General features: G+C 70.9%; 16 protein-coding genes, 4 pseudogenes and 1 CRISPR repeat array. Of the genes and pseudogenes, 6 read left to right on the top strand and 14 right to left on the bottom strand.

Annotated features, from left to right (window positions below):
• Positions 1-81: 81 nt before the first annotated feature.
• Together BLW44_RS03835 and BLW44_RS03830 are read right to left on the bottom strand one after the other, a co-directional pair.
• On the bottom strand, positions 82-936 hold the full coding sequence (locus BLW44_RS03835; protein WP_060928399.1) for an alpha/beta fold hydrolase: 855 nt from the start codon (positions 934-936) through the stop codon (positions 82-84).
• Between the two features lie 32 nt (positions 937-968).
• Positions 969-1,705, bottom strand: a pseudogene (locus BLW44_RS03830) (copper homeostasis protein CutC).
• Positions 1,706-1,786: 81 nt separating this feature from the next.
• Between BLW44_RS03830 and BLW44_RS03825 the strand changes: the two are divergent.
• Together BLW44_RS03825 and BLW44_RS03820 are read left to right on the top strand one after the other, a co-directional pair.
• Positions 1,787-2,227 carry a MarR family winged helix-turn-helix transcriptional regulator gene (locus BLW44_RS03825; protein WP_060928678.1) on the top strand — a complete coding sequence of 147 codons (441 nt, stop codon included), beginning with the start codon at positions 1,787-1,789 and terminating at the stop codon, positions 2,225-2,227.
• 5 nt (positions 2,228-2,232) lie between these two features.
• Positions 2,233-3,576, top strand: coding sequence for an MFS transporter (locus tag BLW44_RS03820; protein WP_082724659.1), 1,344 nt, complete (start codon positions 2,233-2,235; stop codon positions 3,574-3,576).
• 566 nt (positions 3,577-4,142) lie between these two features.
• Here BLW44_RS03820 and rocD read toward each other — a convergent pair.
• From rocD to BLW44_RS03770, 8 genes and pseudogenes are all read right to left on the bottom strand, one after another.
• Positions 4,143-5,354 (bottom strand): ornithine--oxo-acid transaminase, encoded by a 1,212-nt coding sequence (gene rocD, locus BLW44_RS03810; protein WP_060928680.1) that lies wholly within the window; start codon positions 5,352-5,354, stop codon positions 4,143-4,145.
• A pseudogene (gene ddaH / locus BLW44_RS03805) lies at positions 5,351-6,237 on the bottom strand (dimethylargininase). The gene rocD and the pseudogene ddaH overlap by 4 nt, the downstream one beginning before the upstream one ends.
• A 164-nt stretch (positions 6,238-6,401) precedes the next feature.
• Entirely contained in the window at positions 6,402-7,532 is a 1,131-nt protein-coding gene (locus BLW44_RS18065) for an NAD(P)-dependent alcohol dehydrogenase (RefSeq protein WP_060928682.1), read from the bottom strand.
• Between the two features lies 1 nt (position 7,533).
• The gene (locus BLW44_RS03790) at positions 7,534-7,764 is read right to left on the bottom strand and encodes a helix-turn-helix transcriptional regulator (protein WP_060928683.1); all 231 of its coding nucleotides are present in this window, start codon (positions 7,762-7,764) and stop codon (positions 7,534-7,536) included.
• A complete protein-coding gene (locus BLW44_RS03785) occupies positions 7,764-8,198 on the bottom strand; it encodes a hypothetical protein (protein WP_060928684.1) in 435 nt (144 codons plus the stop codon). The genes BLW44_RS03790 and BLW44_RS03785 overlap by 1 nt, the downstream gene beginning before the upstream one ends.
• A gap of 91 nt (positions 8,199-8,289) precedes the next feature.
• Positions 8,290-8,609: a CRISPR direct-repeat array (repeat unit 24 nt; unit sequence CAGCCGGGGCCACTTCCGCATCCG).
• Positions 8,610-8,951: 342 nt separating this feature from the next.
• The gene (locus tag BLW44_RS03780; protein WP_074731581.1) at positions 8,952-12,689 is read right to left on the bottom strand and encodes a proline dehydrogenase family protein; all 3,738 of its coding nucleotides are present in this window, start codon (positions 12,687-12,689) and stop codon (positions 8,952-8,954) included.
• An 86-nt stretch (positions 12,690-12,775) separates the two neighbouring features.
• Positions 12,776-13,600 carry a Rossmann-fold NAD(P)-binding domain-containing protein gene (locus BLW44_RS03775; RefSeq protein ID WP_245647496.1) on the bottom strand — a complete coding sequence of 275 codons (825 nt, stop codon included), beginning with the start codon at positions 13,598-13,600 and terminating at the stop codon, positions 12,776-12,778.
• Between the two features lie 4 nt (positions 13,601-13,604).
• A complete protein-coding gene (locus BLW44_RS03770) occupies positions 13,605-14,165 on the bottom strand; it encodes an acyl-CoA thioesterase (protein WP_060928762.1) in 561 nt (186 codons plus the stop codon).
• 130 nt (positions 14,166-14,295) lie between these two features.
• Here BLW44_RS03770 and BLW44_RS03765 point away from each other — a divergent pair, with 130 nt between their 5' ends.
• Positions 14,296-14,802: a GNAT family N-acetyltransferase gene (locus BLW44_RS03765; protein ID WP_060928760.1), complete on the top strand. Its 507-nt coding sequence runs from the start codon at positions 14,296-14,298 to the stop codon at positions 14,800-14,802.
• Between the two features lie 113 nt (positions 14,803-14,915).
• Here the strand turns inward: BLW44_RS03765 and BLW44_RS03760 are convergent, their stop codons facing one another.
• The 3 genes from BLW44_RS03760 to BLW44_RS03750 are packed head-to-tail and all read right to left on the bottom strand — an operon-like array spanning position 14,916 to position 18,698.
• Complete coding sequence (locus tag BLW44_RS03760) at positions 14,916-16,946, bottom strand: cytochrome b/b6 domain-containing protein (protein WP_254775111.1); 2,031 nt, start codon at positions 16,944-16,946, stop codon at positions 14,916-14,918.
• A 2-nt stretch (positions 16,947-16,948) separates the two neighbouring features.
• Positions 16,949-17,920, bottom strand: coding sequence for an electron transfer flavoprotein subunit alpha/FixB family protein (locus BLW44_RS03755; RefSeq protein ID WP_060928387.1), 972 nt, complete (start codon positions 17,918-17,920; stop codon positions 16,949-16,951).
• Between the two features lies 1 nt (position 17,921).
• A complete protein-coding gene (locus BLW44_RS03750; RefSeq protein ID WP_060928388.1) occupies positions 17,922-18,698 on the bottom strand; it encodes an electron transfer flavoprotein subunit beta/FixA family protein in 777 nt (258 codons plus the stop codon).
• A 134-nt stretch (positions 18,699-18,832) separates the two neighbouring features.
• Between BLW44_RS03750 and BLW44_RS03745 the strand changes: the two are divergent.
• The 3 genes and pseudogenes from BLW44_RS03745 (at position 18,833) to BLW44_RS03735 (ending at position 20,298) form a co-directional block, all read left to right on the top strand.
• Positions 18,833-19,368, top strand: a pseudogene (locus BLW44_RS03745) (MarR family winged helix-turn-helix transcriptional regulator).
• A 1-nt stretch (position 19,369) separates the two neighbouring features.
• Positions 19,370-19,858: an SRPBCC family protein gene (locus BLW44_RS03740; RefSeq protein ID WP_060928390.1), complete on the top strand. Its 489-nt coding sequence runs from the start codon at positions 19,370-19,372 to the stop codon at positions 19,856-19,858.
• Entirely contained in the window at positions 19,855-20,298 is a 444-nt protein-coding gene (locus tag BLW44_RS03735) for a YdeI/OmpD-associated family protein (RefSeq protein ID WP_060928391.1), read from the top strand. The genes BLW44_RS03740 and BLW44_RS03735 overlap by 4 nt, the downstream gene beginning before the upstream one ends.
• A gap of 214 nt (positions 20,299-20,512) precedes the next feature.
• Here the strand turns inward: BLW44_RS03735 and BLW44_RS03730 are convergent.
• Positions 20,513-21,288 (bottom strand): annotated as a pseudogene (locus BLW44_RS03730) (enoyl-CoA hydratase-related protein).
• Positions 21,289-21,384: the final 96 nt, after the last annotated feature.

Genomic DNA, 21,384 nt, shown 5'->3' with positions numbered 1-21,384 from the left:
CTCGCGCGCCGTCACGCGGATTCACCCGCTGTAACGCACCTTCATCGCGCGTAACACGCGGACGCCGAGGAGGGTCCTGGCTCAGCGAGCCGGTATGCGCGCGTCCAGCCACGACAGCAGGTCGGCCCTGACCTCGGCCTGCTGCAGCTCGTTGAAGATCTCGTGGCGTGCATCGGGGTAGACCAGCGTCGTGACGTCGGTGAAACCGGACCTGCGCCGGTACTCGTCGGCGAGCATGTGCACGCTGCGTGGTCCGCCGACCGGGTCGTCGCGACCGACGAGAAGCAGCAGCGGGATGTCGCGGCCGAGGTCCTTGCGGGGCCGCCCGTACAGCTTGGCGGCCTCGATCGGACCGAACAGCTTCAGCAGCGGGACGTCGGTGGTGAGCGGGTCGTCGCCGAAGGCGGTCCCCACCTCGGGGTCGCGGCTGAGCCACTCGTAGCCGGTCGCATCCGCGGCGGCCCAGCGGGCGTTCAGTGGGGCGGCGTTCAGGGTCCCCGGCGTCCGCAGCGCCGAGCCCGAGAGGATGACCGCGTCCCAGGCGTCCGGGTGGTCGTTGACGAGCATCTGCGCGAGGAACGACCCCCACGAATGGCCGAGCAGCACGAGCGGAAGGTCCGGATGCTCGTCCTTGATGATCCCGGTGAGCTGCCAGATCGCGGCCTCGGCCGCCCGCAGACCGCCCTTTCCGAGCCGGCCGAGCTTCGCGGGGCCTCCGTGCTGACGGATGCCGGTGCGCCCGTGTCCCCGGTGGTCGTCGGCGTACACCCAGAAGCCGGCCTCGGTGAGGGCGGCGATCAGAGCGCCGTAACGGCCGGCATGCTCGCCGACCCCGTGCAGCAGCTGCACGACTCCCCTGGCCTCACCCGCCGCCTGGTGCACGTCGTAGACGATGGCGATGCCGTGGGCATCCGTGAACTCGCGCGTATCCGTCACGCCCCCACCCTACTGACGCAAGGCGCCGCCCGTCAGACCGAGACGGCGGCGACGATGCCTCGGGCGATCTCCAGATCGGTGACCTCGTACCCGCCGACGCCGTCGGAGGCGGACCCCATCCGCACGCCGCCGTGCTCGTGCACGGTGCGCTTGGCGGAGAAGTGCAGCGCGTCGACGCCGGCTGCTGCCAGAGCCGCCGCGCTGGCCGCATCCACTCCGCTCCCCGCCATGACCTCGATCGCGCCCCCGGCCTCGACGACGAGCGCTCGGAGGGTCTCGATGCCCTCGATCGCGACCGACGCGCCCCCGGAGGTGAGCACGCGGCGGAGTCCGAGGTCGCGGGCCGCGCGCAGTGTCGCGACCGGATCCGCGGTGACGTCGATGGCACGGTGCAGCGTGACGGATGCTCCCCCGCGGCGTCGCGGAGTCGGGCCATCGCCGCGAGGTCGAGGGCGCCGTCGGCATCCAGCGCCCCGATCACGACGCCGTCGGCGCCGGCCTCGATCGCGCGACGGACGTCGCGCTCGGTCACCGCGATCTCATCGGCGTCGTAGTGGAAACCGCCGGCGCGCGGGCGGATCAGCACGTGCACCTTGACGCCCACCGAGCGGGCGGCCTCGACGGCGAGCTCGACCGTCGCCGGCGACGGCGTGAGCCCGCCGAGCGGCAGGGCCTGAGCCAGTTCGACGCGAGCGGCGCCCACGGCTCCGGCGATGCGGACGCCTGCGGGGTCCTGGACTGCGATCTCGATGGCGGGGGTTCGGGTCATCCGACCATTCTGGCCTGAGCGCGGAGGACTCGACCGCTGCGACTTCCGATCTCGATCGAAATTGCTTAGACTGTCTAAGTAATGTCTGCGACCGATGAATCCCTCCACCTCACCGCGACAGACCTGCGCATGGCGACGTTCCGGCTCGCACGGCGCCTTCGATCCGTCCGCGCCGTCGACGCCATGAGCGATGCGCAGCTGGCGGTGCTGGCGACGCTGCGCATGCACGGGCAGCGCACGATCACCTCGCTCGCCGAACGCGAGCGCGTCACCGCACCGTCGATGACCAACATGATCAACGGCCTCGAGGAGCAGGGGTACGTGATCCGCACGCCGGATGCCGAAGACCGCCGCCGCGTGCAGGTCGACATCACGGAGTCCGGCACCGAGATCGTCGCGCAGACCATCCGGCGCCGCGACGAGCTGCTGGCCGACATGCTCGGCGAGCTGGACTTCACGGAGGACGAATTGGCGACGCTGCGTGCGGCGAGCGCCCTGATGCGGAAGGTGGTCGACCGATGAGCGCGATGTTCCGTTCGTTCGCGAACATCAACTACCGCATCTGGTTCGCCGGAGCGCTGGTGTCGAACATCGGCGGATGGATGCAGGCGACCGCCCAGGACTGGGTCGTCCTCACCGAACTCACCGACAACGACGCCGCAGCCATGGGGTTCACCATGGCGCTGCAGTTCGGTCCGCCGCTCGTGCTGGTGAGCGTGACCGGCTGGGTGGCCGACCGCTTCGAGCGGCGGCGCATCCTGCTGGCGACCCAGACCGCGCTGCTGATGCTCGCGATCGCCGTGGGCGTGCTGCTGCTGAACGACGTCATGACGCTGCCGATGATGTTCGGGTTCGCCGCGGCCTTCGGCGTCGTGAACGCCTTCGACGCCCCCGCTCGCCAGGCTTTCGTCTCCGACATGGTGTCGGCCGGCGACACCTCGAACGCCGTCGCCCTCAACTCGGCCTCCTTCAACCTGGCCCGCATGATCGGCCCGGCCGTCGGTGGCCTGCTGATCGTCGCGATCGGGTCGGGCTGGGTGTTCATCGCGAACGCCGTGACATTCCTTGCCATGCTCGTCGCCCTGCTGATGCTGCGCACCGGCCAGCTCGCACCACGGCTCAAGAACCGTCGTCCTGGCGGTCTCGCCGAGGGATTCCGCTACGTCTGGGGTCGCAGCGACCTGCGAGTGGTGTTCGTGACGGTGTTCCTCATCGGCGCGTTCGGCATGAACTTCCCGATCTTCGCCTCGACCATGGCGCTGGAGTTCGGGGCGGGCGCCGACGGATACGGCGTACTGAGCTCGGTGCTCGCGATCGGCTCGCTGGCCGGGGCGCTGCTCGCCGCCCGTCGTGACCGTGCCAGGGTGCGCGTCGTGATCTTCGCGGCCGGCGGCTTCGGCGTGGCCGCCTTCGTGTCGGCGGCGATGCCGACCTACATCTCCTACGCGGTGACGCTGACGTTCACCGGGTTCACGATCGTGACGCTCCTGACCACGGCGAACGGCTACGTGCAGATGACGACCGCCCCGGCGCTGCGCGGGCGCGTGCTGGCGCTCTACATGGCCGTGATCATGGGCTCGACCCCGATCGGCGCCCCGATCGCCGGGTGGGTGGCCGACACGTTCGGTCCGCGCAGCGCGATCATGCTGGGCGGCACCGCCGGCTTCGTGGCCTGTGCGATCGGAGCGATCTGGGTGTTCACCTCGGGGCGCCTGCATCGCTCCGAGGGGAGCCGGTTCCTGATGACGCTCGACGAGACCCGGCCGCTCAGCATCGTGGATCGCGACCAGTTGCGCGAGAAGGCAGACCCGGTGGAGTTCAGCGACGAAGCCGCCGCGACCTCGCCGATCCGCACGGCACCCCGGGACTGAACCGGTCCTGACCGGGCCCACGGGGTTTGTCAATGCCCTCCCCGGTCGACAGGACCGGACGTACCGTCGCGACATGGACCAGAACACAGGACGCACCCCGCACCCCGAGCAGCCCGCCGAGGGCTCCCCGAGCAGATCCCCGAGCACAACACCGCTCCGGACGGACAGTCGTCCGCGGATGCCGGACAGTCGTCTGCGGATGCCGGACGCCGGCCCGACGAGCTCGACGGCAACGCCCAGGGCTCGACGCAGGGCGGTGCCATCCAGGGCGACAGCTCGCACGGAGACGCCGCTCGCGGTGCGATCCAGGGCGACGCCCAGGAGGAGAACGCTCAGGGGGCGGCCCAGGGCGGCGCGATCCAGGGTGACAGCTCGCACGGCGAATCGCCGCGTGGCGCCATCCAGGGCAACGCGAGCCCCGACCGCGATGCGGCCCTCGGTGGCGACGAGAACACCGAGGACCAGCTCGAGGCCGACAACGAGGTCGAGCAGGACACCCTGCGCACCCTCGACCCGAACGACACCCCCGCCTGAGCGAGGGCCGACGGGGTTCGACAGGACGCGGACTAGGCCCCGAGCACCAGCTTCAGCTGCTCGACGGCCCAGTCCAGCTCCGTCGCTCGGATCACGAGCGGCGGGGCGATGCGGATGGTCTGCCCGTGCGTGTCCTTGACGAGCACGCCGCGATCGAGGAGCTTCTCGGCGATCTCGCGACCCGTGCCCCTGGCGGGGTCGATGTCGACGCCCGCCCACAACCCGGCGATGCGCACCTCGGTGACGCCGTGGCCGATCAGCGGCTCGAGCGCAGCGCCGAGGTGGGCACCCAGAGCGCGGGCGCGCTCCTGGAACTCGCCCGACTCGAGCATCTCGACCACGCGCAGCCCGACGGCTGCGGCGAGCGGGTTGCCGCCGAACGTCGAGCCGTGCTCGCCGGGGCGGATGACTCCCAGCACGTCGGCATCGCCGACGACGGCGGAGACGGGAAGGATGCCGCCGCCGAGCGCCTTGCCGAGCAGGTACAGGTCGGGCACGACGCCCTCCCGGTCGCAGGCGAAGGTCTCGCCCACGCGGCCGAGACCCGACTGGATCTCGTCGGCGATGAACAGCACGTTCTTCTCGTCGCAGATCTCGCGGATGCGGCGGAGATAGCCCTCGGGCGGGATCACCACTCCACCCTCGCCCTGGATGGGCTCGATGAGGACGGCCGCGGTGTCGTCGGTGATGGCCGCGGCGACGGCATCCGCATCCCCGTAGGGCACGGTGTCGAATCCGGGCGTGTACGGTCCGAAGTCGGCCCGCGCCTCCTCGTCGTCACTGAAGCTGACGATGGTGGTCGTGCGGCCGTGGAAGTTGCCGGCGGCGACGATGATGCGCGCCCGCCCGTCGGCGATGCCCTTGACGCGGTAGCCCCAGGCACGGGCGACCTTGATGCCCGTCTCGACCGCTTCGGCGCCGGTGTTCATCGGCAGGACCATCTCCTTGCCGGCGAGCGCGGCGAGCGCGGCCGCGAACGGCTCGAGGCGGTCGCTCATGAACGCGCGGCTGGTGAGGGTGACCCGACCGAGCTGCTCGGTCAGGGCTGCCACGAGAGCCGGATGCCGGTGGCCGAAGTTCACCGCCGAGTAGGCGGCGAGCAGGTCGAGGTAGCGCTTGCCCTCGACATCCGTCACCCAGGCACCCTCGCCGCGGGCGATGTTGACCGGCAGCGGGTGGTAGTTGTGCGCGACGTGCGGCTCGGCCGCGACCTCTGCCGCGACGCCGGGCTCGACGGCGGTCATGCCTGACCGCGCAGCTCGAGCGTGCAGCACTTGATGCCGCCGCCGCCGAGCAGCAGCTCGGACAGGTCGATCATGATCGGGTTGTAGCCGCGCTCGCGCAGCTGCGTCTCGAAGCCCTTCGCCCGCGGCGAGATGATGACGTTGTAGCCGTCGCTCGCGGAGTTGAGACCGAACACGGAGCCGTCTTCGTCGGACACGAGGATCGCGTCGGGGAAGCGCTCTTCGAGGATCGCGCGGCTCTCGTCGTCGAACGCTCCGGGGAGGTACGCGATGTTCGCGCGCTCGGGCCGCCGTTCTCCGTGCCCTGCACCGGATCGAGCACGGCGATCGCGGTGTCGAGGTGGTAGAAGCGCGGGTCGACGAGGTTGAGCGACACGACCTCGCGGCCGAAGACCTCGCCCACCTCGCGGTGGCTGTCGCCGGTCGAGCGGAAGCCGGTGCCGGCGAGGATCACGTCGCCGACGAGCAGGAAGTCGCCCTCGCCCTCGTTGACCTCTTCGGGGATGACGGTGTCGTAGCCGGCGGCGCGGAACCAGTCGGCGAAGGCCGGAGCCTCACCCTGACGTTCGACGAAGCGGAACTTCGGCACGTAGGCGCGGTTGTCGATCAGGAATCCGCCGTTGGCGGTGTAGACCATGTCGGGGTATCCGGCGAGCGGCTCGATGAGCTCGACCTCGTGGCCGAGCTCGAGGTAGAGGTCGTGCAGCTTCTGCCACTGCTCGACGGCCCTGGCCGTGTCGGTCGGCTTGGCCGGCTCCATCCACGGGTTGATCGAGTAGTTCACCGTGAAGTGCGACGGCTTGCACATCAGGTAGTGACGGTGGTGTGCGGTGCGGACCGGAGTGGCGGTCTCGGACGTCGACGCAGTGGTTTCGACAGACATGGGGCTCCTCGAACGGATGCGGCGGACGCTGTCCAGGGGCCCGGCGGTCCTTCGACCCGCGCCGCTCGGTCAGAGTCGGCGCCCGGGGAAGATGCGACTCGGGCACGCCAGCATCTATTCTGTCATCCGCCCCTGAACGCCGCCAGAGCGCGGACGCTTCTCGCTCAGGCTCCTCGCACGACCACCTTGCCCACCGTGTGCCCCGCCTCGACGTGCGCGAGGGCGGCGGCCCCCTCCTCGAACGGGTACTCCCGCTCGATGACGGGCGTGAGGCGTCCTTCGGAGACGAGTTCGAGGAGCTTGGCGAGGATCTCGGGGCGCGGACTGGCTGCGCATGGGCGGATGCGACGGCTCGATCCGATCGAGAGCAGTGCTGCTTTCAGCATCCGCGGGATCGGCCCGAGAACCGGACCGCCGTCCCCGGTCACCAGCACCACCGTGCCGCCGGGCGCCACGAGATTCTGCAGCTCACGCAGCCCCACGCCGCCCGCGATGTCGATCACGGCATCGAAGTGGGCGGCCGGGAGCTCGGCGAGCGGAGAGCGACGATGATCGAGCGTGCGCACGGCGCCGAGGTGCTCGACGAGACGCGCATTGCGTTCACCGCACGTCGCCCACACCTCCGCTCCTCGCAGCGCGGCGAGCTGCACGGCGAACGTGCCGACGCCACCGGAGGCCCCGAGGATCAGTACCCGCTGGACGCGCGCGGCATCCCGGACAGCGCCGGCGGACGCAGTGCCCGAGCGATGCCCGGGAGTGCCGTCCGAACGGCGATCCGGAACACGATCCGGGGAGCGGTCCGAGCGGCGGTCGGAGCGGCGGTCGGAGCGGATGCCGATGCCGGCGAGGTCGAGCGCCTGCCACGCCGTGCCACCGGCGACGGGCAGACAGGCCGCGGCCTCGGCGGTGACGTCCGGACGGATCGGCACCAGCCGCGACGCCGGCACCGCGACATGCGAGGCGAGGCCGCCCCCACCGACGAGTTCGCCGACGACCCGCTCTCCGAGCTCCGCGCCGATCGCCTGCGGCCCGACGGCGACGACGGTGCCGACGACCTCCATCCCGCGCACCGGATGCTTCGGCTTGGTAAGGCCGTAGATCGGCCGCACCAGCAGCGGATCGCCGAGCATGAGCCGCACGTCCCCCGCGTTGAGGGAGGTGGCCTCGACCCGAAGCACCACTTCGCCGCGGCGCGGCACCGGCACGGGGATCTGCTCGAGTCGGAACCCGTCGGCGGGTCCATAGGTCTCTCGGCGCCATGCCGGCATCATCGGGGTCGTCGTCGTCTCGGTCATGTCACACCTCCGTCGTGCGGGGTTCCGGGTACTGGAACAGGTCGTCGAGCCCGACGCCGAATGCGCGGGCGATCTGGAATGCGAGTTCGAGCGACGGCGAGTACTTCTCCTGCTCGATCGCGATGAGCGTCTGCCTCGTCACACCGATGCGGCGGGCGAGTTCGGCCTGGGTGAATCCGGCGGCCTCCCGGTGCGCGCGGATGCGGTTGGAGACGAGTGTCGGCTTGACCATCAGACGAGTCCGCGCCGGTAGGCGACGACCCGCGCGATCCCACCCACGATGCTGGCGACCGCGAAGCCCGCGAACATGGTGTGCGCGATCCAGAAGACGTCGGCGTTCAGAGCGCAGAGCAGGATCACCCCGGTGCCCGCGAGGGCGACGAACGCCTGCTCGACGCGGCTGCCCATGCGGCCGATGTCGCGATCGCGAATGTCGGACTTCCCCACGCCGTCGGGGTCGCGCGCGCCGGCGATCAGGCCCCAGGCGATGCTGATCGCGATGGTGACGACGATGCCGCCGCCGATCATCCACAGCATCAGCGGAGGCCAGTCGACCTCGGTCACCGGTCGGCCCGCCGCCTGCTGCAGCACCGCGACGACGTACGCCGTGATCGCGATCAGGCTGACGACGAGACCCGTCCAGACGTTGCGCTCCTCGTAGACCATGACGCCCTCCCGTGTAAAAGATTCTTGACACGACAGTACGCTCGCGGCATCCCTCGTGTCAAGAATTCTTTACACGATTCTGGTGCTCGGTCGGCCGGGGCCACTTCCGCATCCGCCCGCGCATCCGCCCCCGCAGTCGGGGCCACTTCCGCATCCGCCCCTGCAGTCGGGGCCAATTCCGCATCCGTCCCGGCTGGCGGGGCCACTTCCGCATCCGAATCGACTCGTTCGGGTGCGCTATTGGCCCCGCCTGGCGGTGCGGGGCAGCCGCTGTGAGGCGGGGCCACTTCCGCATCCGCCCCGGCAGCCGCCCGCGCAGCCGGGGCCACTTCCGCATCCGCCCCCCATCCGCCCCTGGGGGCGGGTCCACTTCCGCATCCCCTCTTCCAGCCGGGGCCACTTCCGCATCCGAATCGACTCGTTCGGGTGCGCTATTGACCCCGCCTGGCGATGCGGGCAGCCCCTGTGAGGCGGGGCCACTTCCGCCCCGGCAGTCGGGGCCACTTCCGCACCCGCCCCCGGTTGGCGGGACCGCTTCCGCATCCGCCCCCGGCAAGCGGGGCCACTTCCGCACCCGAATCGACTCATTCGGATGCGCTATTGACCCCGCACAGCGGGCCGCGATCGATCCGAACCGGATTCCGGGCCCCTGGCCTGTAGGGACGAGGCATCCCCGTCGTCGGCGGGATGGGCGAAAGCGGGATGGGCGGAAGGGGGCTGCGAAGAGCGGAAGAGATGGCGGAGCGCGACCTGTCAGATGACGGAGGCGCTCCAGTCGTCGGGGTTGCCGTAGCGGTGCGCCGTGATCGCGATCGCCTGCTCGTGCACGAACGGAAGCAGCTCGATGCGACCCGCGGAGGTCACCTCGCCGTCGTACACCGCGAGGTCGGGATCGCCGTCGACCGCCGCCGCGAGGGCGCTGTGCAGCGCGGCGACGGACGCACGCGGGCCCACGAGACGCACGCGACTCGGATGCGGTTCCGCCGCGGCATCCGCCGGGGCGCCATCCGGGGTCTGTCCGCGCCGCCGCATCCGCTCGATCCACTCGTCATCGGTCTCGACGTGCACGACGGCACCGAGGTCGCCGAGTGCCCGCCGCACGCCCGCGGGCAGTCCGACCGGGGTCGACAGCACGAATCCGGCGCCGGCGCGCACCGCGGCTACGACGACTCGCAGCAGCTCCTGCCGTCCGGCGTCCGCTGTGGCCCTGATCGCCACGGCGACCGGGCGATAGCGGAACAGGTTGCGCTCGACGCCGAGGTGCGACACGTCGCGCACCTGCCCGAACTCGCGGTCCCAGGCGAGCGCATCCGACAGCGCCGAGCGGCGCAGCCACTCGAACGCCTCGTAGTCCAGCGACGGCTGCGCGGACTCGATCAACTCGGTGATGCGCGAGTCCAGCCCGCGCAGGTGCAGGGTGCTGGAGACGGGCCCCGACCCGCTCGACCGCCACGACCCGAGCCCGATCAGGTAGTTCGGGCCGCCGGCCTTCGCACCGGGGCCCACCGATGAGCGCTTCCAGCCCCCGAACGGCTGCCGCTGCACGATGGCACCGGTGATGCCGCGATTGACGTACAGGTTGCCCGCCTGCACCCGCTCGAGCCACAGGCCGAGCTCGGCGGGGTTCTGGGTGTGCAGCCCGGCAGTCAGCCCGTACGCGACCGCGTTCTGCAGTTCGATCGCGCGCTCCAGCGTCGGCGCGTGCATGACCCCGAGCACCGGCCCGAAGAACTCCTCGGTGTGGAATCGCGAACCGGGCTGCACGCCCACGCGGATGCCGGGTCGCCACAGCCGCCCGCTGTCGTCGTCGGTCGAGACCGTCGGCTCGATGAGCCACTGCTCCTCGCCCTCGAGCTCGGTGAGCGCCCAGGCCAGCTTGCCCTGCGGACGCTCGATCACCGGTCCGACCTCGGCGAGCGGATCCGTAGGCCACCCGACGTGCAGTGAACGAGTGGCATCCGCCAGCTGGCGGGCGAACCTCTTCGACCGGCCGACCGGTCCCACGAGGATCGCGAGCGATGCGGCAGAGCACTTCTGCCCCGCATGGCCGAACGCGCTGCGCACGAGATCGGCGACCGCGAGGTCGAGGTCGGCCGACGGGGTCACGATGATCGCGTTCTTCCCGCTCGTCTCGGCGAGCAGCGGCAGGTCCGGCCGCCACGACCGGAAGAGCGCGGCCGTCTCCCAGGAGCCGGTGAGGATGACGCGGTCCACCGCCTCGTGGCTGATCAGGGCACGACCGAGGTCGCCCTCCTCGATGTCGACCAGCGCGAGCACGTCGCGCGGCACACCGACCTCCCAAAGCGCCTCGGCGATGACGGCGGCGCAGCGTCGCGACTGCGGAGCCGGCTTGAACACGACACCCGACCCTGCGGCGAGCGCGGCCAGCACTCCTCCGGCGGGGATCGCGAGGGGGAAGTTCCACGGCGGGGTGACGACGGTCACGCGGGCCGGTTCGAAGGCGGCGCCGGCGACGGCATCCAGCTCCCGTGCCTTCGCGGCGTAGTACCGGGCGAAGTCGACCGCCTCGCTGACCTCGATGTCGGCTTCGGCGAGGACCTTGCCCGTCTCGGACGCGGCGACCTCGATGAGCTCTGCGCGGCGGCCTTCGAGCGCCGCGGCGGCGCGCAGCAGGACCTCGGCGCGCTCGACCGCCGGGCGCGCGCCCCACCGAGCGCCCGCGTCCCGGACACCGGAGAGGGTGCTCTCGAGCACGGCGGCGTCGTCGATCCGGGCGGCCTCGATGGTCGAGACGCCCCGTGTCGAGTCGGCGATGCGGGCGTGGATCTCCCGCGCCCAGTCGCGATTGGCGGGCAGGGAGGGGTCGCTGTCCGGCGTGTTCTCGAAGCCGGGGGCGCCGCCCGTCTCCTCCTCGAGCTCGCGATGCGCGTACACCGCCGTCTCGAGGAACGGCCCGTCGGAGTCGTCCGACCCGCGCGAGATGCCGAGCACCGCCTGAGTGAGGCCCTCTTCGGCGACCGGAGTCGCGGGCACCGGGCGCACCGATTCGTGCACGGGCGCCGTGCGATCCTGCGCGCGGCGCGGTCCGACCCTCAGCGTCGGAGACGTCGACAGCTCGAGCGCGTCGAGGAAGCGGTCCCGCTCCCGGAGGAAGAGCGACTCGTCGTCGGCGAGGTGGAACGCGGCCGAGAGGAAGTTGTCGGACGAGGCGTTCTCCTCGAGTCGGCGCACGAGGTAGCTGATCGCGACGTCGAACTCGTCCGGCCGGACGACGGGGACGTAGAGCAGCACCTCGCCGACCTCGCGGGAGACGGCCTGCACCTGTCCCTGCGCCATGCCGAGCAGCATCTCGAACTCGATCGGCGGCTGGCCCGTGCCGCGCGAGGGCGCAGCAGCGCCTGCAGCGCCGGCAGCACCAGCGCCACCAGCGCCAGCGCCACCGACCAGCCCGCGCTCCCCCGCGAGCAGCCATGCGTAGGCGATGCCGAACAGGTTGTGCCCGGCGATGCCGAGGTGCACCGCCTCGATGTTCTCCGCCCGCAGCGCCCAGTCGAGGCACCGCAGATAGTTCGCGTCGGTCTCGGCCTTCGTGTCGTACGGGGCCTGCGGCCAGCCGTGCATCCGGGCCTCGACGCGTTCCATCGCGAGGTTGGCACCCTTGACGAGCCTGACCTTGATCGGGGCTCCGCCGTGGTCGACTCGTTCGCGCGCCCACGCCGTCAGCTCCTGCAGCGCCGGCAGGGCGTCGGGCAGGTAGGCCTGCAGCACGATCCCCGCCTCGAGGCCGGCCAGGCGCGGGTCCTCGAGGATGCGCGTGAACACCGCGATGGTCAGGTCGAGGTCGCGGTACTCCTCCATGTCGAGGTTGATGAACGTGCGGTCGGACGCCGCGGCCAGGTACAGCGGGAGCAGCCGCTCGACCACCGCGTCGACGACCTCGTCGAACGCCCACATCGAGATGTGGCTCATGATCGCCGACACCTTGACCGACACGTAGTCGACGTCGGGGCGGCGGACCAGCTCGTGGATGCCGTCGAAGCGCCGCTGCGCCTCGGCATCCCCGAGCACGGCCTCCCCGAGCAGATTGAGGTTCAGCCGCGCGCCGGACTCCCGGATCCGGGCGATCGCCGGACCGAGCTTCGCAGGGCGGGCGTCGACGACGAGGTGGCCGACCATCTCACGCAGCACCCGGCGGGCGATGGGCACGACGGGTGTCGGCAGGAGCTCGGCGACCCCGCCGCCCAGCCGCACCGCGGAGCGCAGATACCAGGGCAGGAAGTCGGGCACGATCGGCGCGATCCGATGCAGCTGGGATGCGGCCGCGCTGAGGCTCTCCGGACGCATGACGCCGTCGACGAATCCGAGCGTGAACGGCAGGCCGTTCGCATCCTGCAGCACGCCGGCGAGCCGCTCGGCGGCCGGGTCGACATCGGCCGCCGCCGCCTCGATCACCCAGCGCCTGGCGAGCTCGATGGCGCGGTCCGCGAGAGAGGCGGATCCGGTGTCCGGAAGGGGTGTCGAGTCGGCCATGACCTCAGCCTAGGACTGCGATGTCGCCTACCCCGGGAGGAGCGGTCGCGTCGGACGGTTCCCGTCGGTATCGGGTCGTCGTGCCGCTAGAGCGCCGCGATCATCTCGTCGTACCCGGCCCGGAACGTCGGGTACTCGAGGTCGCCGAGGAACTCGTGCAGCAGGCTGCCGTCGAGCACCGTTCCTCCGCCGACCTCCGGATCGAGGTGCGGCGGCGGCTCGGCTCCCAGGCGCGAGGCGATGTGCGTGACCACCTCGCCGAGCAGCACGGGTTCGCGATCGACCGCGTGGATCACCGGCGGCGCGGAATCCGCGCGCAGCATCGCCTCGAGCAGTCGGACGAGGTCGGTCTCATGGATGCGGTTGGTGCGGCGCGTGTGATCGACCGGCGCTCCCTCGCGCACGCGACGGATCAGGAAGTCCCTGCCGGGTCCGTAGATGCCGGCCGGACGCACGATCCGCGCGCCGAGGAGCTCCATCGCCAGCTGCTCGCCCTCGACGAGGTCCCCGCCGCGCTCACTCGAGACCTCCGGCGCGTCACGCTCGGTCAACGGCCTCTCCCCCGGGCGCCCCTCGAAGACGCGAGTCGATGACACGAACACCACCCGCGAGGGCAGCGAGGGCAGCGCCTCGGCGAGTCCATACAGCGCCGTCGGATAGACCGATGGACCTTCGGTGCTCGGGGGCAGAGTGATCACGACCGAGTCGACCGCGGGCAGCGGGCGTTCGAGCGGATGCCGCAGATCGACCTGGATCGTGGCGATCGGCCCTGTCTCGGCGCTCCGACGGATCGCCGTCACCGCGGCTCCCTGGGCGAGCAGCCGCTCGCCCAGCCGCGCCCCGAGCTTGCCGTATCCCACCAGCAGCACGGACCCCGGCGCGCGCGTTCCGAGTCCCCACGGGTCGGTCACGGCGTCAGTTCCACACGCTCGGCGCCGGGGTGCGCACGGGGGGCAGAGCGGATGCCGCGGCCCAGTCGTGCACCCATGAGTCGATCTCGGGCACGCCCTCGGGCTTGCCGACGGCGGCGAACAGCTCCTCGTTGCTGACGGTGCCGCCGGTGCGGCGCAGCATCCGCGAGCGCACGATGACCCGTGCGTAGATCTCGCCGCCGACGACGGCTCGGTGCTCGAGGAACACGGCCTTGTCGTCGTGTCCGATGAACCGGGACTGCACCTCGAAGCGCTGCCAGAGCTGCAGGGACTTGCGGAACGTCACCGTCTCGCTCGACACCACCGCGTACCAGCCGCGCTCGTTCATCGCGTCGAACAGTCCCGTGCGGATCAGCAGGTCCCAGCGGCCGAGGTCGAACAGCGACAGGTACCGACCGTTGTTCATGTGGCGCAGGATGTCGATGTCGGTGGGGAGCGTCGTCAGCGTGATGCTGCTGACGGAGCCCGCGTCGAGGGTTCTGCCTCGGCGCACCCGGCGCCGGGCGGAGAGGATCACGAGGAGGGTGCGCCAGATCACGTTCACGAGGATCGATCGTAGCCAGCGACGCACGGATCTCGAACATCGTTGTGTGAAACCTCCATCGAGGCCCGGGGCCTCCGCACCCGCATCCGCTCGATTTCCTGTTCCCGGAGGCCGCGCGTAGAGTCACGCTATGAGCGCCGAAGCCCAGCCTGAAGTCATCGTCCGTCCGGTCCGTGATGTGGATGCGGAAGCTCTGGGTCGCGTGCATGCGCAGTGCTGGCACGAGACCTACGACCACCTGATCAGCAAGGCCGCCCTCGAGAAGGTGTCGCCGCGCCGCATGGCCGAGCTGTGGACGCACTGGGCCGCTCAGGGCCCCGAGTTCACGATGCGTGCGGCACTCGTCGACGGGGAGATCGTCGGATTCGTCGGTTCCGGCCCCGCCCGCGATAAGGACGCCCCGGCATTCCGCGAGCTGTACTTCATCTACCTGCTCGACGCGTACCACTCCACGGGCATCGGCCAGAAGCTGTTCGACGCCGCGGTCGAGAAGGACGAGCCCCTCTACCTCTGGGTGGCGGAGGACAACCCCCGCGCCCACCGCTTCTACACGCGCAACGGCTTCACGCTCGACGGCGCCAGCCACACCGAGCCGTTCCTCGGTGAGACGTTGACCGAGGTCCGCTTCGTGCGCTGAGTCCGGCGCTTTCGTGGACCTCGCGTTCACGATTCAGCATGAACGGCCCCCTGCCTGAGGCAGGGGGCCGTTTCTGTACGTCAGAGTGCGGTCGGTGCTGAGTCGTGAACGGGTCAGCGCCCGGAGACGCTGCCGAACAGCTTGGCGATCGGCGCGATGACCAGCGGGCGGGCGGCGACCCACCCGACGGCGATGACCACCATCGACGCCACGAAGACCCAGAACCCGGTCCAGCTGACGGCGTCGGACGACGCGTACATGTGGTTGAGGTTGCGCAGGAACCCGGTGAGGAACACCAGCGCGACGTGCGCGATGATGAACGCGACGAAGTACAGCATGATCGGGAAGTGCAACGCGCGAGCCCACTCGATCGGATAGGCCTTCGACAGACGTTCCGCCCGCTTCGGCCACATGCCCGACATGCGAAACCCCGTCGCCGCGGCCAAGGGAGCCGCGATGAACACGGTCACGAAGTACGCGAGCTGCTGCAGGCTGTTGTAGTTGACCCAGCCATGCTCGGTCGGCCAGTCGAACGAGACGTACTGCAGCGCGGCCGACAGCGCGTTGGGGAAGACCTCCCAGCTGGTCGGCACGATGCGCGCCCAGTGTCCGGTGACGAACAGCAGCACGACGAAGATCACGCCGTTCACGAGCCACAGGATGTCGAGCGCCTGATGGAACCAGATCGTCAGACTGACCTTGCCCTTGGGGTCGCCGCGCGGAGTCCAGAATGCTGTCGGCCGCTTCTCGGTGCGGATGCGCAGACCCGAGCGGATGATCAGCACCATCAGGAACACGTTGAAGAAGTGCGCCCAGTTGACCCAGGGCGCGAACCCCGGCTCGACCGCGACGGCCGGGTCGTACTCGCCGGGGAAGGCGGCGAGGAAGTCCTGCATGAACGGGAAGCTGAGCAGCGCACGCACGAACGCCACGGCGGCGCCGGCCAGGATACCCAGCGCAGCGGCCCCGAGCAGACCGGCGATCGCCTGCGTCCACGGCGGACGAGGGCGGCCGGATGCCGGAGCGGAGGCCGTGATGTGCCGGGGCGCGCTGCCGTTCCAGACCGTGCGCGGTGTCGGAAGCGGGACGGACGGGTCGCCGAGGGCGGTTGCCGTGTGCGCGGGAGTGGGGACGAGTGCGGTGGACTCGGCGGTGGGGTCGGATGGCAGGGATGTCGCGACGACGGACTCCATGTCTTCAGACGCCGCGGCGGCGGGCGCAGCAGTGACTGGCGCGACGGACGCCGCGGGCACGGTGGTGCCAGCGGCCTCGTTCGCGCCCACGCCTGCGGGTGTGGCCGCCGATTCGGCTGCGCCTGAGGCTGCCGTCGCGGGGACGGTGTCGGCCGGGGGCCACGGCTCTCCTCCGACGACGCGCGGGAGTCCTCGGCGGACGGCGTTCGCGGTGCCGCCCGATCCTCCGGCCGCGGCAGCGGCGGCGGGACCGGAGGACGGAGCCTCTGCTGCGGCCCGCGATGCGGCGCTGTTCGCGGGAGCACCAGTGCTCGCCGGGGCGGCGGAGTCCGAGAGGACACCGGCGCTCGAGGGGACGGTGGATCCCGCCGGAACAGCGGCGGTCGCAGGAACAGCGGCGCTCGCAGGAACAGCGGCGCTCGAGGGGCTGGCGGATCCCGCCGCAGACGCGGCCGCGCCGAGACCCGTCGCGACCGCCTGAGAGTCACTAGCGGTCGCGGTCGTTCCGGTGGGGCGCGCGTCGGCCGGCGGCCAGGGGTCCCCTCCGGGAGTGCGAGGGAGACCACGGCGCAGCGCCGCGGGGGCGGGGGCGGCGGCAGCGGGAGCGGAGCCGGCGGCAGCGATCGGTGCAGACGGCGTCTCCTGCGGCGCCGACGCACCGGAGGAAGGATCACCGGGCGCAGAATCGGCGCTGCCGTGTTCGACCGACTCTCCCTTGGCGGGCGTCGAGTCGAGACCGGCAGCAGCCGCATCGCCCCCGACAGGCACGACCTCAGCCCGAGCACCAGCAGCGACTCCAGTCTGAGCACCAGCCTCAGCCGCAGCCGCAGCCGCAGCCGCAGCAATCGAACCGGCATCCGATTCGTCGACCTCGACGGTCACATCTCCGGGAGGCCACGGCTCACCGCCGGGCACGCGCGGCAGCCCGCGCCTGAGCATCCGTGTCGCCACGACTACTTCTTCCGCGCCTCGAGGCCCGCGATCACCTGCGGGACGATCGTGAACAGGTCGCCGACGATGCCGAAGTCCGCGACGTCGAAGATCGGGGCTTCGGCATCCTTGTTGATCGCGACGATGTTCTTCGCGGTCTGCATGCCGGCGCGGTGCTGGATCGCACCCGAGATGCCGAGGGCGACATACAGCTGCGGCGACACCGACACTCCGGTCTGGCCGACCTGGTGCGACTGGGGGATGTATCCGGCGTCGACCGCCGCGCGGGAGGCGCCGACCGCCGCGCCCAGGGCGTCGGCGAGCTCCTCGACGAGCACGAACTTCTCCTTCGAGGCGAGTCCTCGGCCGCCAGAGACGACCCGGGTCGCACCGCGCAGCTCCGGCCGGGACGACGCGACCTCGACGGCCTCGACGGGGCCGACCGTGGCCGCCGGCTGACCGGATGCCGAGACGTCCAGCGCCTCGACGGTGGGCGACGCGACCGCTTCGGCGCGCGCGTCGACCGCGCCCTGGCGCACCGTGACGACCAGGGCGCCGTAGGTGGGCGCCGCGTCGACGAGGTAGGCCCCGCCGTAGACGGAGTGGTGGGCGATGATCCCCTCGTCGTCGCGCGAGACGCCGACCGCGTCGACAGCCAGTGCGCTGCGCGTGCGGACCGCGAAGCGCCCGGCGACATCCCGACCGCTGATCGAGTTCGATACGAGCACGGCATCCGGCCGCACCTGCGCGAACGCCGTCTGCAGCGCGTCGGCGGTCGGCACGGTCAGTGCGGTCTCGTCCGCCTCGGCGGTGAGCACGACGGATGCTCCGAGGGCGGCGACCTGCTGTGCGGCATCCGCGGATCCGCCGACGACCAGCGCGACGGGTGCGCCGACGGTCGATGCGGCGCCGATGAGCGCAGCTGTGCTGCTCGCGGGGGCACCGGCCGGGTCGAGGTCGACGAGCACCAGGATCGGGTTCTCGGGGTAGGTCATGTCACACCAGCCTGTTCTGCACGAGGTACTCCACCAGCTTCTCGGCCGCATCGCCGTCGTCGACGATCTTCACCCCGGCCGCGCGCGGCGGCTTCTCGGCCACCGCGGTCATGATCGTGCGGGGGGCAGTCGAGGGATCGGCGGAGACCCCGAGGTCGTCGAGCGTCAGCACCTCGAGCGGCTTCTTCTTGGCCGCCATGATGCCCTTGAAGTTCGGGAAGCGGGCGTCCGGCAGCGCCTCGGTGATCGAGATCACGGCGGGCAGCGGCGCCGAGACCGGCTGCGAACCCGCATCCGCCCCTCGGGTGCCGCTGATGCCGTCGGGGGTGATCTCGACCGAGGTCAGCGCGGTCGCCTGCGGCCAGCCGAGGTGCTCGGCGAGCATGGCCGCCATCACTCCGCCCGAGCCGTCGGTCGACAGGTTGCCGGTGATGACCAGGTCGGGCTCTCCCCGGCGGATCGCTGCGGCCAGCGTCTCGGCGGTCAGACCGAGATCCGCTCCGGCGAGCTGCTCGTCGGCGATGTGCACGGCAGAACCTGCACCGATCGCGAGAGCGCGGCGCACGGATGCTGTGGACCCTGCCGGAGCCATCGCGAGCGCGACCACCTCGGTGCCCTCGTTCTTGTCGGCGTGGCTCAGCGCGACCTCGAGCGCCCGCTCGGTGATCTCGTCGAGCACCAGGTCTCCGGCGCCGCGTTCGGCGAGACCGGTCTCGAGGTTCAGCTTGCGATCGCCATAGGTGTCAGGCACCTCTTTGACCAGGACGAAGATCTTCATCGATTGCTCCTCACGACTGCCTCGATTCTAGTCCCTTGATACTGAGTTCCACCCATGGAGCGACTGAGGACCACGCAACGACCGGCCGGTCGACGGTGCCCCTCGGCCGTCATCCGATGCCCTAGCGTAGAACCGTGGTCCGACCCCGCCCGTTGCCCGTCGATCCGCTCGCCGAGGCGAAGCGGCAATGGCTGGCGCACGGCTGGTCCGACGCCGCCGAGGGCATGACCGTTGTCACTTCCGTGATGCGGGCGCAGCAGCTCCTGCTGGCCAGGGTGGATGCGACGCTGAAGCCCTTCGCGCTCAGCTTCGCCCGCTACGAGATGCTGCGACTGCTGGCGTTCAGCCGCGCCGGTCGACTGCCGCTGTCCAGCGTCGTCGCGCGCCTGCAGGTGCACGCCACGACGGTGACGAGCACGGCCGAACGGCTCGTGCGCGACGGACTGATCGTCCGCGAACCGCATCCGCATGACGGGCGCGCCGCTCTCCTCGCGCTCACCGATGACGGCCGGGAGCTCGTCGACCGCGCCACGGCCGCCCTGAACGCCGACGTCTTCGCCGACCCGGGATCAGCAGCGCTGACGCCGCAGAACTCGTGGCGATCGTGGCGCGCATGCGCAAGGCCGCCGGCGACTTCAGCGACCCGAGACCGCAGCCCGAGCCCCTCTGACATGGCCGAGTTCGTGCTCGAGAGACTGATCCGCGCACCGCGCGAGACGGTGTTCGCGGTCGCACTCGACCCCGGACTGCACCTGCGGTCGATGGCCCGATACAGCGAGACCATGGTGGAGGCGCCCGCGGACGGGGTGTTCGGCGAGGGGGCGACCGTCACCTGGCGGGCGCGGCATTTCGGCATCCCGTTCCGCCTGCGCTCGATCGTGTACGACATCGACCCGCCGCGGGGGTTCCGGGACCGGCAGATCGCCGGGCCATTCGGGTCGTTCCTGCATGAGCACGTGTTCGAGGAGCATCCGGAGGGGACGATCATGCGCGACACGATCGTCTTCCACTCCCCGCTCGGCCCGCTCGGGCGGCTCGTCGATCGGGTGATCCTGCGCGAGTACATGCGGCGGCTCATCGAGGAGCGCAACGAGCATCTGGCCGCCGAGGCGGAGGCCGCTGCCGGGGCAGGCGGGCCCGGGCGTACACTGCCCGCATGAGCGAACTGCGCCTGCGCACGACCGTCGAGGGGCGCGGCCCTGCCGCCGCGATCATCCTCACCGACGAGCAGGTCGCCTCGTTCGGTGCCGGCAAGACCTTCCCGGTCGCCGTGACGATCGCCGACCGCACAGCCCGACTGCGACTCGCCCGCATGGGCGGGGCCAACATGATCGGCTTCAGCAAGGCCGTGCGCACCGACCTCGGGCTGGAGATCGGCCAGGAGGTCGACGCGGTCATCCGTCTCGACGCCGCCGAACGCGCGGTCGAGGTGCCGTCGGCGCTGGCCGACGCCCTCGACGCCGACCCGGCGCTCCGCGCGACCTTCGACGCCCTGTCGTACTCGGCCCGCAAGGAGCACGCCCGCTCGGTCGCCGACGCGAAGCAGGAGACGACCCGCGAGCGTCGCGTCGAGAAGGTCGTCGAGGCGCTGCGCGCCTGAGGTCTCGGCTCCGCGCCGTTCACGACTCAGCAGGAACCACGGCGCTGCGCTCCGAATCACCGCCGACGCCCGAGTTCTGCGGCATCTGTGCTGAGTTGTGAACGGCGGCTCGGCGGGACCTGCTCCAGAACTCCGGAGATCCGGTGGGTCAGCGCACGTCAGAGCCCCCGGGGCGGCCAGCCGGGGCCGACTTTCCGGAGTTGTGGAGCGGAACTCAGCGGTTCTGGAAGTCGGGCGCACGCTTCTCCCGGAAGGCCGACATGCCTTCCTTCTGGTCTTCGGTGTCGAACAGCGCCGCGAACGCCCGCTTCTCGTGCGCGAGCCCGTCGGCCAGTGTCGTCTCCATCGCGGCGTCGAGCGCCGCCTTCGCGGCGTACACCGACGGGAGCGACTTCGACGCGATCGTCTCGGCCAGCGTCGTGGCCTCGGCGAGCAGGTCGGATGCCGGGACGACCCGTGACACGAGCCCGGCCCGTTCCGCCTCCTCCGCTCCCATGAACCGACCGGACAGCACGAGCTCGGCCGCCTTGTAGTAACCGACCGCCCGGATCAGGCGCTGCGTCCCACCCATGCCCGGGATCACGCCGAGGTTGATCTCGGGCTGCCCGAACTTCGCGGAGTCGGCGGCGAGGATGATGTCGCACATCATCGCGAGCTCGCATCCGCCCCGAGTGCGAAACCCGAGACGGCGGCGATCACTGGTGTGCGCACGGAGGCGAACTCGTGCCAGACGCCGAAGTGGTCGGTGTCGAGCATCTCGGCGGCGGTCATCCCCTCCATCTCCTTGATGTCGGCACCGGCGGCGAATGCCTTCTCGGATCCGGTGACCACGATCGCGCCCACGCCGTCATCTCCGTCGAAGGCGACGGCCGCCGCGGTGACCTCTTCGGCGAGGCGGCTGTTCAAGGCGTTCAGCGCCTCGGGCCGGTGCAGGGTGATCCATCCGACGCGTCCGCGCTGCTCGACCAGGATCGTCTCGTATTCCGTCATCGTGAAAGCCTCTCCGTCGTGGTCATCTCAGTATGTCGCCGGTGTCCGGCATCCGCCCGCTGTCCCGTTCTGCACACATCGCCCCGTTCTGCGGAC

The organism is Microbacterium hydrocarbonoxydans, assembly GCF_900105205.1.
GTDB classification, from domain to species: Bacteria; Actinomycetota; Actinomycetes; order Actinomycetales; family Microbacteriaceae; genus Microbacterium; species Microbacterium hydrocarbonoxydans.
This window is presented reverse-complemented; position numbering and strand designations above follow the sequence as displayed.